Consider the following 17,589-nt stretch of genomic DNA (forward strand, 5'->3'; position numbering starts at 1 on the left):
ATTCAATTTTAGTGGTGTACATTTTTTATTTTATAATAATTTTTGAGCAAATTATTACATAATGAAGCATTCATATTATTATCTCAAACAACGAACAAGAAAAAATTGACATTTATATGTAATTTATTTAGAATATTTAGAAATAAAAGAAACGTATTGAATGAGAGTAGTAAGGATTTTTATCTTCATTATAGAGAAATCATATGGTGCAAGATTACAAAGAAATTTCCTAAACTTGCTCTAGAGTGGTAGGACGGATAAGGTCTTAACGGCTGATGTTCGTTATACGTTTCGAGTGGTACCACGTCAGTTACGTCTGTCGTCTCTTAGGTGATGATAGACGTTTTTTATTACATGAATGGGGTGATGAAGGTGAACATTAGAGAAGCTACAATTCAAGATGCACAAGGTATTGGAAAGGTTCATGTTGATAGTTGGAGAACGACATATAAGGATATTATTCCGGATCATTTCTTAAATAACCTTTCATATGAACAGAGAACAGAACTAGCGAAAAGGAATATTACAAAAAAAGATAATCACATGTTAGTAGCAGAAAATGAATTTGGAGAAATAGTTGGCTTTGCTGATGCCTCGACTAGAGAATCGAATGTCGTACCATGTTCAAGCGATTTAACGTCCATTTATCTACTAGAAGAATATCAAGGAAAAGGGATTGGAAAACTTTTATTGAAAGAGTTATTTATGTATTTTAAACAGAAAGGGTATCAGTCCATATTTGTAGAAGTATTGGCAGAAAATAAAACACGTTATTTCTATGAATATTATGGAGCGGAATATGTCAAAACAATGCAAATTACTATTGGTGGAAAAGTATTAGAAGAATATGTGTATGTGTGGAATGATATTGATAAGATCTTAGAAAAACTAGAATAAAGGGGCAATTGTCATCTTGTTCGCCTACCAAAATGATCAACCTTTTTTATTCTCCTATAAATGTTGGGGAATATAATTTCTAATCAGGTTTGTTCTTCAAACATCACACCTTATGTTTCCAAATATAAGATATTCCGTATCAATTAAATCAAATAAGAGTAGGCAATTCCCATGTAAAGTTAAAAAGGAATTGCCTCTTTTTATTTGGCGCAAATGATGAATCATATAGGTTATAGAATAAGTGTTATGAACATACTTCTGAATTAGAGATGCCCTTATATAAACCATTTAAAAATATTGAGATAAAGCCTTTACTCTCTTGCAATAAATCGAAATCCTTTCCAAAAACTAGCCAGTCGTATAAAGAACCACGCATACAACGAGAAATATAAATAGCAGTTTGCTGAACGTCCGTTTGTACAGATAGTTCGCCATCCGTAATGGCTTTTTGTATAAAAGAATGAAGAATTTTATAGAGTTTGCGTTCGGAATGGGTAAAGAAATTTTCTTCGTTTTCAATTAAGCCACTTTTGTAAACGGACCGCATTAAATCCATTCCTAAATCTTCTTTTAAATACTTCATTTGTGCCTCAATTAATGCAATAACCTTTTCCTTGAAGCAAAGATTTGCTGGTAATGTCGTTGTAAATTCCTCGTAAAAAAGATCAATTTCTTTAAATTTCTCTAAGAAAATATCGTACTTAGAAGAGTAATGACCATAGAATGCTCCTTTCGAGCTTTTGCTTTCTAGAACAATTTCATCAACAGTTACTTGATCAAAGCCTTTCTCTTGGAATAATTGAAGTGCTGTTTCGTATATATGTTTTTTTGTTTCTACCGCTTGTTGTTGTCTTGTTTTTTTCATTTTCTGCTCACCCAATTTTTATCAATTTCGCCTTTGCGTAAATCCATGACATCCGCCGGAAGCTACATCTTCATTCAATAAGTGTTTGAACACCAGTTGAATGAAGATAATATATTCTACTTAACTTTAACATAATTTGCGCCTGTGAATAATTTTATTTTTTGGAATAATCAGAAAAATATTGACAAATAATCGTCTTGCCGATTAATATACAGACTATAGTCTATGAAACTATTTTAAAAGGGGTGTACATAATGGATTTAATTGGAAATAGAACATTATGTTCTGTTTTAAGAGAGAGTGCTGAACAACAACCTGAAAAAAGTTTTCTTCATTTCGAAGATCAAAGTGGCATACTTTTTGAAAAAAATTATGGGGATTTTTTTCAAGAGGTCCTACGTTTCAGTAATGCACTTCTTAAGCTTGGCATAAAAAAAGGGGATCATGTGGTGTTACATTTACCAAATAACATGGAATTTTTTACAGCATGGTTTGCTCTTGCTGAAATTGGAGGCATTATGGTGCCAACTAACATTTTATCACCAGCAGATGAGATGAAGTATATGATTACACATTCAGAAGCTGTCCTTGTTATTACGGAAGAGGCTTACATCGAAAAGTTTGTAAGTATTAAGTGCGAAACGCCAACTATACAAAATATCATCATAACGAGACATCAAGGTAAACTTGAGGGAGTGTTAAATTTCAATGAGCTTATTAATAATGAAAGCGTTAACAATTCGCATTTTCCAACCGTTTTGTCAGAGGACATTGTGGCACTTCTTTATACCTCTGGCACAACATCGAAACCAAAAGGTGTTCAACTGACACATGCTAACTATATTTTCACAGGTGAATTAATGGCTCGTACCATTGCATTAACACCAGAGGATCGAACTTTTATTGTCTTACCGCTTTTCCATGGCAATGCACAATATTACTCAACGATGTCTGCCATCATGGTAGGAGCGAGTATTGCTGTGACTGAGAAATTTAGTGCTTCGCGATATTTTAAGCAAGCAAAGACATTAGGGGGAACAGTTGGTTCGTTATTTGCGGCACCTATTCGGATGATATTAGCAAAAGATTATGACGAAGATGTCAGGGATAATCCGTTACGACTTGTTCTTTTTGCACAAGCAGTAGCCGAACACCAGCTAATTCAATTCGAAGAACAATTTGATGTGAAATTATTGCAACTTTATGGTATGACCGAAACAGTTGGGACACCGCTTATTAATCCTCTATTCGGTAAACGAAAAAATATGAGTATAGGTAGACCAAGCATTGGCTATGAAGTTCAGCTGGTTGATGAACATGGGTTCCCGGTGAGACAAGGGGAAGTTGGTCAAATAGCTGTTAAAGGGATTCCAGGAAGAACTTTAATGGAGGGATACTTTAAAAACGAAGAAGCGACTAATGACACATTGAAAGATAACTGGTTACTGACAGGTGATAATGCACGAATCGATGAAGAGGGATATTTTTATTTTGTGGATCGTTTAAAGGATATGATTAAACGTTCAGGAGAAAATATTGCAGCGCATGAAGTAGAGGGTGTATTAGCGAAACATCCAGCGGTATTTGAAGCAGCAGTCATCGGTATACCAGATGAGATGCGTGATGAAGCTATTAAAGCTTATGTCATTTTACAGGCCGGCGCTACTGTCAGTGAAAAGGCGCTGATCGAGCATTGTCGAGAACGTCTCGCAAAGTTTAAAGTGCCAGATAGCATTGAATTTATGACGGATTTCCCTCGTACAGCTGTTGGCAAAATTCAAAAGCATGTTCTACGTAACTCGTATTTGATGACCAAAAATTGAATGTAGAGAGAAGGGGCTATATGAAAAATGTCAAAATATTATTAGCAAGTTTAGCGGGCTCGATCATTGAGTGGTACGATTTTTATTTGTATGGGACTGCAACGGGATTAGTTTTACTACATTATTTTTCCCTTCGACTAACCCTGCAATCTCTATTTTAATTGCTTTTGCTACATTTGGAGCTGGGTATGCAGCACGTCCAATTGGCAGTTTAATTTTTGGACATCTGGGTGACCGTGTCGGTAGGAAAGCCTCGCTAATGCTTACTTTAATAGGAATGGGCGGTAGTTCGTTCTTGATAGGTTTATTACCAACCTATGCACAAGTCGGGATACTCGCGCCAACGCTATTAGTCATTTTGCGACTTATTCAAGGAGTTGCTCTTGGTGGTGAATGGGGTGGTGCGGTGTTATTAGCTACTGAATCCGCTACGAAAGGTGTGCGTGGTTTTTTCGGTTCCATTCCACAGCTTGGTGTACCGATTGGCTTAGTGTTAGGAACATTTAGTTTTACACTTATTTCTTCATTAACGACAGAAGCGCAATTTATGGCATGGGGATGGCGCTTACCGTTTCTTTTTAGCGCTGTTTTAATTGTTTTAGCCATTTGGATTCGAAGCGGAATCGAAGAAACACCTGAATTTAAACGCAAAAAGGACAATGGTGAATTAGCTAAATTACCAATTGTCCAAGTATTTAAATATAACAAAAAAGATATTTTTCGCATTATTGGCTTAAAAATAGGAGACGGATTTTTCAACGTATTTTTAATGTCCTTTATTTTGGTTTATGCGACTACGTATATTGGCTATACAAGAGATGTCGCACTGTTTGCCCTGACAATAAGCTGTGCCACAATGATTGTAACGATTCCAATTGTAGGGTATTTATCAGATTTTATTGGTCGTAAGAAAATTTATATTGGCGGACTTATATCGATGTTACTCCTAGCCATTCCATATTTCGTCATGATTCCGATTCATTCAACTTATTTCTTTATTATGCAAGTCGTTTTACTAGGTGTCGTTTGGGCAGCTATTTTCGCAACTCAAGGTACGTTTTTCTCTGAATTATTCCCGGCGAATGTTCGATATACAGGATTATCCTTTGGCTATCAAATCGCTGCGGCTATAGTTGGTTTCGGACCTATGCTATGGACATCTTTAGCAACAGAATATGGGGCATCACCTTATTTATTTGGTCCATTAATGATCGCGGGCCTCCTTCTATCACTGCTACTTGCCGTATTTTCACCTGATACACGTACAATCACGCAATATGAAGAACCTGTTGAGAAAGTACATGAAGATGAACAGGTGGCAGATGCTCAAGTAGAAGTGGCGATGACCTCGGCAAAGTCGTAGCTTAATAAAGGAAATACGAGACAAGTAAACAATTAGGGGTGAAACAAATGGGAAAAGAAGTGGCAATTATTACAGGGGCTGCAAGTGGTATTGGACAGGCAATTGCTATTGCTCTATCAGAAAGAAAGATAAGTACAATTCTAGTAGATAAAAATCCATGTACAGAAACGATTCAGCAGCTTACAGGTGATTTCTTTGAACATAATGGTGATATCAATAGTGAAGCCTTTATCAATGAGGTCATTACGAATACAATCAAGCATTTTGGCAAAATTGATATTTTAGTAAATAATGCAGGAACGTGCGGTAGAAGTTCATTGGAAACAATGACACTCGAAGAATGGACACGCGATATTTCAACAAATTTACAGAGTACCTTTTTATTTATTCAAAAAGTAGTGTATCCGCATATGAAAGAACAAAAATATGGACGAATTATCAATATTAGCTCTATTTCAGGTATGAATGGCGGTGCTATTTCTGGGGGCGAAACAGTAGGAAGATCGGGCCCAGCCTATGCTGCATCAAAAGGTGGCATCATTGCGTTAACCAAATGGGTTGCAAAAGAAATAGGGACCCTTCATATCACGTGTAATTCTGTTGCACCAGGGGCTACTGAAACAGGCATCACAAAAGGTGTCAATTATGAAATTAGCAATCAGCCGATTAATCGTATGGGGCAACCAAGTGAAATAGCTGCTGCCGTTGCTTTTTTAGCAAGTAAAGAAGCAAGTTATATTACGGGGCAAGTGCTTGCGGTAGATGGCGGGTTATATATGTAGGAAGGATGACAATCTATGGAAGCGGGGAAGTAGTGATTAAAAGATTGAAGGTACTAGTTACTCAAATACAATCATTCATAGTTCAACATGATTCATTTACTTCATAAAATAACAGGGTTCTCCTTTTTGAATAGGAGAACCCTGTTTTGTGCATTAGTTTAAGCCTTGGCTATCTTTCCACTCTAAGAATTCATCATAAGTTAATAGTTTATCTAAAATTGTGCCGTCTTCACGGATTTCGATGACACGGTTCGCAATTGTTTGGATGAACTGATGGTCATGAGATGTGAAGAGCATCGCACCTTTGAAGCGCATAAGTCCTTCGTTTAGTGCTTGAATAGATTCAAGGTCAAGGTGGTTCGTTGGTTCATCTAATAAAACAACGTTTGCTGTGGCAAGCATCATTTTAGATAACATACAACGTACTTTTTCTCCCCCTGATAGGACAGAAGGGGATTTCTTTACTTCCTCACCAGAGAATAGCATACGACCTAAGAAGCCGCGTAAGAAGCTTTCTGTTTCATCATCAGGAGAGTATTGGCGTAACCATTCAACTAATGATTTCTCTGAACCTTCGAAGTATTTATCGTGATCATTTTCAAAGTAACTTTGAGAAGTTGTTACGCCCCATTTGAACGTACCAGCATCTGCTTTTCTTTCATCCATTAAAATATCAAGAAGAGCCGTTTTGGCCATTGGATTACCAAGTAAAATGATTTTATCTTCTTTGTTCATTGAAAAGCGAATATCCTTAAATAGTGTTTCGCCTTCATTGCTTGCTGTAAGACCTTCCACTGTTAACACATCGTTACCGATCTCACGTCCAGTTTGGAAGTTAATGAATGGATATTTACGGCTAGAAGGTTTAATGTCGTCAAGCTCGATTTTATCCAACATTTTCTTACGAGAAGTCGCTTGGCTTGATTTCGAAGCGTTCGCAGAGAAACGAGCAACGAATGCTTGTAGCTCTTTAATTTTTTCTTCTTTCTTCTTGTTTTGGTCTGCCATCATTTTTTGTGCTAATTGGCTAGACTCATACCAGAAGTCATAGTTACCAACATATAATTGGATTTTAGAGAAGTCTAAATCCGCGATATGCGTACATACTTTATTTAAGAAGTGACGGTCATGGGATACAACAATAACCGTATTTTCAAAGTTAATTAAGAATTCTTCTAACCATTGGATTGCTTTTAAGTCAAGGTGGTTGGTAGGCTCATCTAGTAATAGAACGTCTGGTTTACCAAATAAAGCTTGTGCTAATAATACTTTGACTTTGTCAGAACCTTCAAGGTCAGCCATTAGCATATAGTGAAGCTCGTCGCCAATCCCTAACCCGTTTAATAATGTTGCTGCTTCTGAGTCAGCTTCCCAACCATTTAGGTCAGCGAATTCACCCTCTAATTCAGCAGCACGCATGCCATCCTCATCAGAAAAGTCTTCTTTTGCGTAGATTGCGTCTTTTTCAGCTTTTACTTCCCAAAGACGTTTGTTCCCCATAACAACTGTATCTAATACATTGTATTCATCGTATTCAAAGTGGTTTTGTTTAAGGACTGATAAACGTTCGTCCTTACCCATTGATACGTGACCTTCTTGCGCTTCAATTTCACCAGAAAGAATTTTTAAAAATGTTGATTTACCAGCACCATTTGCTCCGATTAAACCGTAGCAATTCCCCGGTGTGAATTTTATATTTACGTCTTCAAATAGTTTACGATCGCCATAGCGAAGACCTACATTACTTACTTGAATCATGCAAGTTCCTCCTTTTTTTCACAATGCACCTAGTATATCATGAAATATGTTCCATAGTCTATAAACATTATTAAATCAACGTTTGACGTTATATAAACTATTTACAGTACGAATTACACCAAGATAAATTACCTTAACAGTATGCGTATGATGCAATACACTGAAAACGTATCATCAAAGGCATGCACGCTTGTATGTGTGCTACTGAATCGGTCGTCTCTTTGTATAATTATAGTACATTCCATTTATACTATCGTGTAGGTGAATGGAGGTGTTGACTAATGGAGTATGAATATAAAATGAAGTTTTACTTTGACGAAGGTCGTGAAGAAGATTATAAAATCAAGACAAATATTGAACAAGAAACATTTACAGAAGAAATGTCGAATAGATTCAATGAGAAACCCTGGTATTCATTTACGGAGACAGAAAATTATAAAACGATTTTTATTAGTACGAAAGATGTTTATAAGGTAGTAGTAGAAAAAGATGTTTTAACATTTGATTAATCCAATGTATTTAGTCACATCCAAATCAGGTGTGGCTTTTTATTATGTCTTGAAAGATCGAGTAGGATATAGAAAAAGGAAAGATATTAAAAGGGTTTTCGTTCTTTTAACAGATGCACATATTGCAAGTACTGATTCACCTTGATTTGTTAGCGTAGCATCAAACAGTTGGAGCTGTTTAGGCATTGCTCCTAAGTCAGCAAATATTAGTTTTTCTGTGATTGTGTTCGTGTCATGCAATACTTACAGTACATTAGTGCATATAAAAAAGCCACTTGAAGTGACTTTAAAAAACTATAACCCCGTTGAGTCAAAATAATCTTTTTATCGAATTATTGCGTTGTACTTTTTCTAACAAAATAAAGAAAAATCAGTTGAAACAGTACAACCACTATAAATACAATACCCAAAACTGCGAATGATATCATTTTAATTTCTGGCGTTTGAGCTACTCCTGCAGCATCGACTTCTCTTACTCCTATAAATATTGCTCCAACAGCAAAAATAATTAGCCACACAATATTTATAGCCCACCACATGATTTTAATAATAATCAACCTCTTTCTATAATTGTATTTGGTTCATCACCATAAATTAGAGTTGTTTTCCGTTCCAGCGGGGCACTTTCTAGGGTGCTTCCTGTAATCACTTTGGAGAAACCAGGAACGAAATCACTTAGTACTCTAAAATTCATACGCTCTTTAACCAAATGTCACTTTCGACTATTGGTGACGAATCGCAATCTTTTTTCGTATTTTTCCTTTTATGGTTTAATTATAATTCTTCTTCTTTTTATTGGAAACGAACTTGAGTCGGTGCTACCACTCAGCCTTAAGACTGATTTTCTTATCATTCACAAAATAAATGCAATAAACAGACAACCAAGAGTAGTTATCTGTTCCTTAATCTTAAATATTTCATTTATGTCTGTTTTTTAAATTAGTTCTTGCAAGACTTTGTTATTCAAGCACCCAAAAATCCTCGATATAGTTAGATGACAGCACTTTCTAATCCAATTCTGCGTTAACTCGATAGTACATCATGAAATATGTTCCATAGTCTATAAACATTATTGAATGAATGTTTATCATAAAATTAATGATTTGTCCTAGTTATTTGAAAATTATTGATTAATTCACCAATTTTGGAAACTATTTATGTATAATGAATTTGAAGGAGGGGAATTTTAACAAAAGTCTGACTGTAATGGTAAATGGATTGGCTTGTGACAAATAGCTGAGTTACTTCATTTCGAAATACGTATAGTTATTATGATAAGTATTCTTACATTATTTTCAAACAGACGCAAAAAGAAAGATAGCAAAAAATATACTAGACATAAATAGTAGGAGGAAACAATGAAACTGAAAACAATCGCAGCATTATTCGTTATGCTACTTTTAGCATTCAATTTTGAGGTAGCTGATGCGAGCTCATTTAAAGAAGTTAAAGTTATTACAAGTTCATCTATTGAAGTATATGAAAAACCCGATGCATCCTCAAAAGTATTAGGAACTGTGACAGAAGGAACGCTTGTAACACAAATCAGCGAGGGACATAATGGTACATTTTCACGTATATCCTATCTAAATAAAGATGGGAAAATAGTAAATGGCTATATAGCTGATATTGCACTTGATGATGCTCTATACGGTATTCAGATAGCTAGTTCTAAAAGTGGTTTGGTAGTGAAACAAACACCATCATTGAAAGGAAAAACAGTTGCGACTCTACAACATAAAATGGTTGTGAAAGACTTCGGTTCTGTTGGAAACGGATGGTCATTGGTACAATACGGTAATGTCATTGGCTATGCTACTACAAGTTTTATGAGTGAATCTAAACCAACAACAAAATATGTAGTAACACAAGGTCTTGTTGTTAGAAATATCGCTAGTCCTTCTGGAGATAATATCGGAGAACTTTCGAAAAACGAAGAAGTTTTAGTTCATTCTACAATTGCTGGTTGGTCATTTGTAACAACGCCACTGTACGGAGGTTATGTAATAGATTCACATTTAACTTCTAAAAATCCGTCGGCTAAAACTAGTAATGGATCAAGTGGCTCATCAACACCTTCAAACGGAAGTAAGTCAAAATATAAAAATTGTACAGAACTTCGTAAGGATCATCCAAATGGAGTAGGTAGCGATCACCCAGCTTATGAAAAAAAGCATGATCGTGATGGAGATGGATGGGCTTGTGAAAGATAATAAAATTAGCTACCTGTAATTGGGTAGCTTTTTTTTGATAAATTATTTAAGTTAATAATGCTCGATTTTTTAAATATATGATTTTCTTCGATAAATACTCAGCGTCAAGCCGATAGCAACGCTTCCTAGGAGCATTGGAAAAAGACCATAGCTAATAAATGGGATTGGCATTGACATAACGGGTACAAGGCCAAATAACATGAATACTTGGTAGACAATTTGTGTTGTTAAAAAGGCAAGCCCACCTATAATTAATAAACGACCATATTCGTTATGAATGAAACCTAGTGTGTGTGCTATACGATAAATAATGAAGCCAAGAATACATAAAACGATTACTCCTGCAATAATCCCATACGATTGTAAAATCGTGAGTAATACAAAATCAGTATGTGCTCCACCCGCAAATGTTTGACTGCTGGAGCCAAACCAAGTGAGGTCCTTCATCGCAGTTGAAATAAATAGTACGTTAGAAGAATCTTCTAAACCTGGTGTAAAGATCGTCTTCATTCGTGCAAGCTGATACGGTTCTAATGGCGCAACCATTAAGTATCCGATAAAAACAACAAATAGAAAACTAAATGCTGCAGTAATGGCTAGCTTGTGCTTACGAGAAAAGCTGCTTGTAAAAAATAATGTGGCAACAATCGCTGTATAGGTACTGAGTAAAGAAATGTCCGATAATCGCAAGTAAAAATATACGCCTATCGCATAAAGAATAAGTAGAAACCATAATGATTTTTTTTGTTTAGCGAAAAGCCCAGCAAAAGAAATTAAAAAGAGAGGCAACGTCATCCAACCTTGAATTTCAAGAGGACCTGCTTTAAAGAAAATTACACCATTGATCGCTTCGTTCCCATTTAAGACAATGAGAAACAAAAGACATGCAAGTATATACATATGCGTTGAATAGCGCTCTAGCTTGCGAAAATCGAATTGCATTAAGAAAATCGCCACAGCAATGCCAGCAATAACAATAACGAAATTACGTATGATAAAATCTCGTAAAGAGAGCTCTGCCGGCAGGAGCGGTAAGAAGCTACACATTGCTGCCAGCACAAATGGAATAACTAGTAGCCAATCGATTTTCGGCTGATGTATCTGATTGAGCGAGATACCAAGTTTCGTTGCATTACCCATTTCAAGCACCGCCTGATGTTCCGCATCGGTATCGTTGTATCCATTTTCCTGCCAAGCCTGCTTCGACTTCGCTAAATGATACGTCAACTCCTTTTCAACCGAATCATGTGCCTCCTTATTGCGAATATGTCCCTTTACGTGTTGAATATAGTCCTTAATCGTTCGCATAGCGTGCCTCCTTCAGTAATTGCTGAATAGAAGGGAGTTTGTGCGTTTCTTTGTTAAGCTTTGTCAATAGCTTGACGCCCTTATTAGAAAGTACATATCTTTTTTCGTTCTCCTGCCATTCACTAACGACTAGCTGCTGTTGTTCGAGGCGATGAAGCATGGCATAAATCATCCCTTCATTTAAATGGACTGTCTGTTTGTTGTTAGTATAAAGTAGCTGCGTGAGCTCATAGCCTGTGCGTGTCGTTTGTAGCATCGATAAGAGCATTTGATCAGAAAATTCCTCATGAATGCCTTTACGTATAGCTTCTCGATGTTGTTCTGTAAACTGCACTTTTTTAAAGTGATTTTTCATCGCTTGTTTAAAACGTGTTTCCGTCAAATGGATTCCCTCCTAACGCTTTTTGTAACAAAGTACGTGCCTTATGAAGTCTCGTTTTCACCGTGTTTTTATTCATTGATAAAATACTGGCAATTTCCTGAACCGAATACTCCTCAAAATAATAAAAGTAAATCACTTCACGATACTTAACAGGGAGTGTCATCACAAGGTCAAACAACGCCTCGTTCTCACTATTTTGAACGACCTGTTCTAACAAATTATCCGTTTCCAGTGTTTCCGCTAACACATTCGTTTCGGTAACATCAACGTTTTTCTTGTACCAGCTCTTGAGATAGTCCTTTGAATGATTAATAGCAATACGCCACAACCAAGTCTTCATACTAGCTTTCCCTCGGTAGCTAGGAAGGGCCTTATAGCACTTTATAAAAATCTCTTGTGTTAAATCCTCAGCAAGGGCCGCATCATGTACATATGTATAAACGAGCTGTAGAACTTCTTGACCATAGTCTGTCATTAGCTCCTCAATCACCGAATTTCGTGATAATGCGCTTATTTGAATCGTTTCCTCCATTTTCATCCCTCCTTACCTGTTCATACATTAGACGACTGCCAAATAGTACCGGTTTTGCTTTTATTATATAAAAAATCATCGATACTACTTCATTTTTAATTGAATCGAAGGATAGGCAATCATTTCATATGATTTTTGATAGGAGTTGCGAGCCTTTGGAAAGTGTTCTAGATGTTTAATGTGAGGGGTACATTAATAGAAGTATGAACCAATGGAAAAAATCTAATAGAATTACCGCCATTAGAGAGGTTAAAGAATCAAAACTATTAGGAAGAGGGGTAAACCTTGAATAAATTTTTCGTTTTTTTGATTATTGTATTTATTTGTATAGTCTTTAGTAATAAGATATTTTCAATTGCTAATAGTCCTTCCGAATCTAAGCTTTACATAAATGTTTTTGATCCTAAAAGCTTGATGTTTACATTTTATCAATACGACCAGATTCAAAATAAAAGTAAATTATTATTAAGTAAGGAAACGGCAGATTATACTTCTTTCGCTTATACTGAAGGTAATAATAAATTGTATTTTGCAGATGGTATATCAGATCGTACAATACAATTATTTGAAAATGACCTAAATACTAATCAAATGAAACAGTTAACCACTGTATTTAATAACGTTGACTTTATCCAAATAGACAAAGAACAAAAAATGATCTTTATGAGAGTCTTATTAAGAGATGAATTTAAAAATTTTCATATGGCTACCTATAATCTTGAAACACAGAAAATACAAATTTGGGAAGAAGAAAATAAGGATAGAAGTGTTTTAGATTTTAATTATAACCCAAACAATAATCAATTAATTGTAGTATCTTTCTCCCAGGACGAACATCAGAAGAAACTTGACGAGGCTAATAAAAATCAAACCAAATTACAACCAACCAAATACAGTTTAGATATTTATGATATTGAAGGACAAAAAAAGAAACATATAGCGAATGTGGAGAGATTTATAAGTGGAGCATCATTGGCGCCAGATGCTAATTCGGTTATCATCAGCTATGATGAAGCTATAGACAGTCCTATTTCGCATGTTGTAGAAATAGATATTAAATCAAAAAAGGTAAAGCCTTTACTAGATCGTAGTGGTATTTATTCGAAAATTCGCTTCGTAAAATTCGATGAAAAAAAAGAAGGGTTTTATTTCTTATCTAGTGTGATTGATGAAGAAAAGGGTTATAGTATTTTGAAAATACCTAAAGAGAGCGTACTTTCATACTATGACATTACGAAACAGAAAGTTAAAAATATATGGCGGGCTGAAAATAGTGTCATTGTAAACTATTCAGCTGATAATTTTTAATGAGTAAAGAGTGCTTAGTACAACGCCCAAATATAAAGAGAGCAATCTAGCTAAATTTTATTTGCGCGAAAAACATTACAAAAATACTCTCCATTGCCCTGAGAAGATGTTTTGGCGTTGTTTAATTAAATCAAATAATTCAGAAAAAACCATTGACTTTAGAAAGTTGTGCCTGTAAAATATTTCAAAATCAATAAAAAAATTCGATGAAAAAGAGAGTAGTTTATGGTGGGACTGGAAAGCGATTTAGGGACGGTGTGAGCCTAATGCAGCAACCATAAATGAAACGCACTTTGGAGAAGGTTCTCGAATGAGTAGTAGAGAATACCGGGGAGTCACCTCGTTAACAACGGAAAGTGGTCATATAATTTGGCAACTAGAGTGGTACCACGGGATAACTATGCTCTCGTCTCTATTTTAGAGACGAGGGCTTTTTTTATCTTCATTCAGCAGAAAACGCTTATCTCTAAAGGTAAGAGATGAAAAGGGGATGTGTTTCTTTATCAGTGAGTTTCCAACTCCATTGAATGAAGCCTTCGGACGCAATTCCATCAAGGTAAAATTGATTATATATTGGGAGGAGAAAAAAACATGCATACACAAATCGCGAAAAGCATTGCTGAGGCATTAAAGAATGAGCTTTCTGTCAACGAAATTCAACATTTACTGGAGAAACCGAAAAAATTGGACTTAGGGGATGTGGCATTTCCATGCTTTATACTAGCTAAGAAATTAGGGAAATCGCCTCACAGTATCGCTTCCGAAATTAAAAACAATATAAGTTGTGAAATAGTGCAAGATGTTCAAGTAGTAGGTGGTTACGTCAATATTTTTTACGATCAGCCGATGATTACAAAACAGGTAATTAGCCGAATAGTAAAAGAAAAAAATTTATATGGAACCCAACAGGAATCAAAAGGAAATGTAGTTTTTGATTTTTCTTCCCCTAATATAGCGAAGCCTTTTTCAATGGGCCATTTACGTTCTACAGTAATCGGTAATGCTTTGGCAAACATTGCCGAGAAAAATGGCTATAAAGCAATTCGTATTAATCATTTAGGGGACTGGGGAACACAATTTGGAAAATTAATCGTGTCCTATAAAAAATGGGGAGATCAACAAAAAATTGAAGCTGCTCCCATAAAGGAATTATTAAAAATATATGTGCAGTTCCATGAAGAAGCGGAGCAGGATGACACACTCAATGAACAGGCACGTGCCGCATTTAAAGCATTAGAGGATGGGGATGAAGGGACATTAGCTCTTTGGCAATGGTTTAGAGATGCATCACTTGTAGAATTCAAGACCATTTATCAACTGCTGGGCATTGATTTTGATTCATTTGATGGGGAAGCTTTTTACAATGATAAAATGGCTGCTGTTGTGAAAGAGCTAGAAGAAAAACAACTGCTAGTGAAATCGGATGGTGCGTATGTCGTTGAATTAGACAATATGCCACCCTGCTTAATAACGAAAGCAGACGGTGCTACGCTTTATGCTACCCGTGATTTAGCAGCAGCTTTTTATCGACAAAAACAATATGGCCCTAAAAAGATATTTTATGTTGTAGGAAATGAACAATCTCTCCATTTTAAACAACTATTTAAAGTTATTGAGAAAATGGGCTATAACTGGGCAAAAGACTTACAGCATGTTCCTTTCGGGATGATTCTGCAAGACGGGAAAAAAATGTCGACGCGTAAAGGCAAGATTGTTCTTTTAGCAGATGTACTAAAGGAAGCGATTGCTACAGCGAAGCGAAATATCGATGAAAAAAACCCAATGCTTGTGCAGAAAGATAGCATCGCACATCAGGTCGGTGTTGGTGCAGTCATTTTTAACGATTTAAAAAATGATCGTCTACACGATATTGAGTTTTCCATTGAGGACATGATGAATTTTGAGGGAGAAACAGGGCCATATATTCAATATACTTATGCACGTATTTCATCTCTTTTAGAAAAAGCAGAAGACAACGGTAACGAAGTATTTTGTGAAACATTAGGTGAGCAAGCATGGCCAGTCATTTTATTACTAGAACAGTTTCCCAATGTAATTACCAACGCTTTTGAGCAAGCAGATCCATCACAAATTGCTAAATATGCCCTACAATTAGCGCGTCTATTTAATAAATATTATGCACAAAATAAAGTATTGGTCGATGACAACCAAAGAAGTTCACGATTAGCATTTTGTCAATGTGTATCTGTTGTTTTAAAAGAATCGTTAGCATTGTTAGGAATTGAAGCGCCTAAAAATATGTAGTCGCTTCTATATCATCGTTGTAGATGCATTTTCAGTCATTTATTGCCATGAAATTGACCGCAACTAGAAAAAATGGTACAAGGAAATAGTGTGAAATTTAAGGTCTTATCAGCATGTTAGACTTTAGTGGAATTTTTCGAATTATATAGAGAGAAGGTTTTTAGAAAGTATGAAGAAAAAGCAATGGCGTGTTTCCGCGCTACTTGTGATTGTCAGTATTTTTTTCGTTGCACTCAATATGCGGCCAGCAGTCACAGGGATTGGACCACTATTTAATGTACTTTTGGAGTCACTCCATGTATCCAATACAAAAATGAGCTTTTTAACGTCTATTCCGGTGTTTTGTATGGGACTCTTTGCACCATTCGCTGTACCCTTACAAAGGAAACTCGGAACAAAAACAGCGATCACGCTACTACTAATCATCATCGCATTAGCAAATGGGCTACGCTTTTTTAAAGAAAGCTATGGACTACTTGTTGTCACAAGCTTTGCTGCAGGGTTTGCCATTGCGCTTATTGGTCCAATGTTAAATGCCTATATAAAAAAGAAATTCCCGACCCGTTTTACAACAGTTGTAGGTATTTATTCGTTTGGAATAGGAACAGGGGCAACATTAAGTGCAGCACTAACAGTAACATTTTATAATCATTTTCATGAGAGCTGGACTATGGCGCTTGGCAGTTGGGCAGTACTAGCAATGATCGCTCTTGTCATTTGGTTACTGACAATACAAAAAGACCAGGACGAGTTATCAGAAACAGATGTATTGAGTAAAAATGATGCGCGAAATCCATGGAAAAATGTTCGTGCTTGGACTATTTTAATTTATTTTGGTTTACAAACATCTTTGTTTTTCTCAATGATGTCTTGGTTAGTACCGATGATACAGGATAAGGGCTATTCACTTGTCGCTGCAAGTTCTATGCTAACTTTTATGTCGATCGTTCAAATGATTGGAAATATCACTGTCCCTATACTAATGGAAAAGTGGGCGAATCGAATGGGTTGGCTTTTCTCTTTAGGAATCCTAGGTATTATCGGCTTTGCACTACTATGGTTAAGTTCAGGTGCTATGTTGTGGATTGCCGTATTAATAATAGGGATCGTTTTAAGTGGCTTATTTCCAATTGGTCTATTGTTACCATTGGACGAGGCAAAAAATGATGAGGAGGCCAATAGCTGGTCATCAATGGTGCTTTCCGGAGGCTTTATGATAAGTGCCATCATTCCTATACTAATCGGTTATTGCTATGATGTGACGGGTAATCATACATTTACCTATGCCATATTTATGCTGTTAATGCTTGGCATAGTAGCTACTACAATTATTCTAAAGAAAAAATAATTTTGAGGCATGCGAGAATTTACGCGCATGTCTTTTTTTTATAAATAATATTTCAAACGCGATTTATAAGTCATTTTTCATAGTAAAGCTAGAAAAGAGTCGTTTTTTATAGGTATATCGAATTGGATAAAAGGGATGTGTAGTATTTTCACAACATATAGAACTTAATAATATTATTATGTAAACTTGAAACGTATAAAAACCTTGTTTATGATAGAGTAGAAAGATCTTTAAGA

Annotated in this window: 15 protein-coding genes and 1 other annotated feature; of the genes, 9 read left to right on the forward strand and 6 right to left on the reverse strand. The window is 35.8% G+C overall.

The features are described 5' to 3' along the window. The first annotated feature begins 372 nt into the window (after positions 1-372). Positions 373-897, forward strand: a complete 525-nt coding sequence (locus BFJ97_RS08400) for a GNAT family N-acetyltransferase (protein WP_068984198.1) — start codon at positions 373-375, stop codon at positions 895-897. Between the two features lie 244 nt (positions 898-1,141). On the opposite strand, the gene BFJ97_RS08405 is transcribed toward BFJ97_RS08400, so the two are convergent. Continuing rightward, entirely contained in the window at positions 1,142-1,762 is a 621-nt protein-coding gene (locus BFJ97_RS08405; RefSeq protein WP_068984199.1) for a TetR/AcrR family transcriptional regulator, read from the reverse strand. 254 nt (positions 1,763-2,016) lie between these two features. Here BFJ97_RS08405 and BFJ97_RS08410 point away from each other — a divergent pair, with 254 nt between their 5' ends. The 3 genes from BFJ97_RS08410 (at position 2,017) to BFJ97_RS08420 (ending at position 5,730) form a co-directional block, all read left to right on the forward strand. After that, the gene (locus BFJ97_RS08410; protein ID WP_068984200.1) at positions 2,017-3,585 is read left to right on the forward strand and encodes an AMP-binding protein; all 1,569 of its coding nucleotides are present in this window, start codon (positions 2,017-2,019) and stop codon (positions 3,583-3,585) included. 70 nt (positions 3,586-3,655) lie between these two features. Beyond that, a complete protein-coding gene (locus BFJ97_RS08415; RefSeq protein ID WP_254660139.1) occupies positions 3,656-4,948 on the forward strand; it encodes an MFS transporter in 1,293 nt (430 codons plus the stop codon). Positions 4,949-4,995: 47 nt separating this feature from the next. Then, positions 4,996-5,730: an SDR family NAD(P)-dependent oxidoreductase gene (locus tag BFJ97_RS08420; protein WP_068984201.1), complete on the forward strand. Its 735-nt coding sequence runs from the start codon at positions 4,996-4,998 to the stop codon at positions 5,728-5,730. A gap of 153 nt (positions 5,731-5,883) precedes the next feature. On the opposite strand, the gene BFJ97_RS08425 is transcribed toward BFJ97_RS08420, so the two are convergent. Beyond that, positions 5,884-7,488, reverse strand: a complete 1,605-nt coding sequence (locus BFJ97_RS08425; protein ID WP_068984202.1) for an ABC-F family ATP-binding cassette domain-containing protein — start codon at positions 7,486-7,488, stop codon at positions 5,884-5,886. 281 nt (positions 7,489-7,769) lie between these two features. Here BFJ97_RS08425 and BFJ97_RS08430 point away from each other — a divergent pair, with 281 nt between their 5' ends. Beyond that, positions 7,770-7,997: a hypothetical protein gene (locus tag BFJ97_RS08430; RefSeq protein WP_068984203.1), complete on the forward strand. Its 228-nt coding sequence runs from the start codon at positions 7,770-7,772 to the stop codon at positions 7,995-7,997. A 332-nt stretch (positions 7,998-8,329) separates the two neighbouring features. Here BFJ97_RS08430 and BFJ97_RS08435 read toward each other — a convergent pair whose 3' ends face one another. Continuing rightward, positions 8,330-8,554, reverse strand: coding sequence for a DUF3923 family protein (locus tag BFJ97_RS08435; protein WP_375200718.1), 225 nt, complete (start codon positions 8,552-8,554; stop codon positions 8,330-8,332). Positions 8,555-9,355: 801 nt separating this feature from the next. On the opposite strand from BFJ97_RS08435, the gene BFJ97_RS25425 reads away from it, so the two are divergent. After that, a complete protein-coding gene (locus BFJ97_RS25425) occupies positions 9,356-10,210 on the forward strand; it encodes an excalibur calcium-binding domain-containing protein (RefSeq protein WP_068984204.1) in 855 nt (284 codons plus the stop codon). Positions 10,211-10,279: 69 nt separating this feature from the next. Here the strand turns inward: BFJ97_RS25425 and BFJ97_RS08445 are convergent, their stop codons facing one another. Genes BFJ97_RS08445 through BFJ97_RS08455 form a run of 3 tightly spaced genes read right to left on the reverse strand, consistent with a single transcriptional unit; the run spans position 10,280 to position 12,432 of the window. Continuing rightward, positions 10,280-11,518, reverse strand: coding sequence for an FtsW/RodA/SpoVE family cell cycle protein (locus BFJ97_RS08445; protein ID WP_068984205.1), 1,239 nt, complete (start codon positions 11,516-11,518; stop codon positions 10,280-10,282). Beyond that, a complete protein-coding gene (locus tag BFJ97_RS08450) occupies positions 11,505-11,900 on the reverse strand; it encodes a helix-turn-helix transcriptional regulator (RefSeq protein ID WP_068984206.1) in 396 nt (131 codons plus the stop codon). Before BFJ97_RS08450 ends, BFJ97_RS08445 begins: the two co-directional genes overlap by 14 nt. Continuing rightward, positions 11,881-12,432: a sigma-70 family RNA polymerase sigma factor gene (locus BFJ97_RS08455; protein WP_068984207.1), complete on the reverse strand. Its 552-nt coding sequence runs from the start codon at positions 12,430-12,432 to the stop codon at positions 11,881-11,883. The genes BFJ97_RS08450 and BFJ97_RS08455 overlap by 20 nt, the downstream gene beginning before the upstream one ends. Positions 12,433-12,717: 285 nt before the next feature. On the opposite strand from BFJ97_RS08455, the gene BFJ97_RS08460 reads away from it, so the two are divergent. The 3 genes from BFJ97_RS08460 (at position 12,718) to BFJ97_RS08470 (ending at position 17,353) form a co-directional block, all read left to right on the forward strand. Next, on the forward strand, positions 12,718-13,740 hold the full coding sequence (locus BFJ97_RS08460) for a hypothetical protein (RefSeq protein WP_068984208.1): 1,023 nt from the start codon (positions 12,718-12,720) through the stop codon (positions 13,738-13,740). Positions 13,741-13,937: 197 nt separating this feature from the next. Then, positions 13,938-14,157: a binding site (T-box leader), on the forward strand. Positions 14,158-14,331: 174 nt separating this feature from the next. Continuing rightward, positions 14,332-16,005 carry an arginine--tRNA ligase gene (gene argS, locus BFJ97_RS08465; protein WP_068984209.1) on the forward strand — a complete coding sequence of 558 codons (1,674 nt, stop codon included), beginning with the start codon at positions 14,332-14,334 and terminating at the stop codon, positions 16,003-16,005. Positions 16,006-16,174: 169 nt separating this feature from the next. Next, positions 16,175-17,353 (forward strand): MFS transporter, encoded by a 1,179-nt coding sequence (locus BFJ97_RS08470; protein ID WP_068984210.1) that lies wholly within the window; start codon positions 16,175-16,177, stop codon positions 17,351-17,353. Positions 17,354-17,589: the final 236 nt, after the last annotated feature.

Source organism: Lysinibacillus xylanilyticus, from assembly GCF_001708185.1.
Taxonomy (GTDB): Bacteria; Bacillota; Bacilli; order Bacillales_A; family Planococcaceae; genus Lysinibacillus; species Lysinibacillus xylanilyticus_A.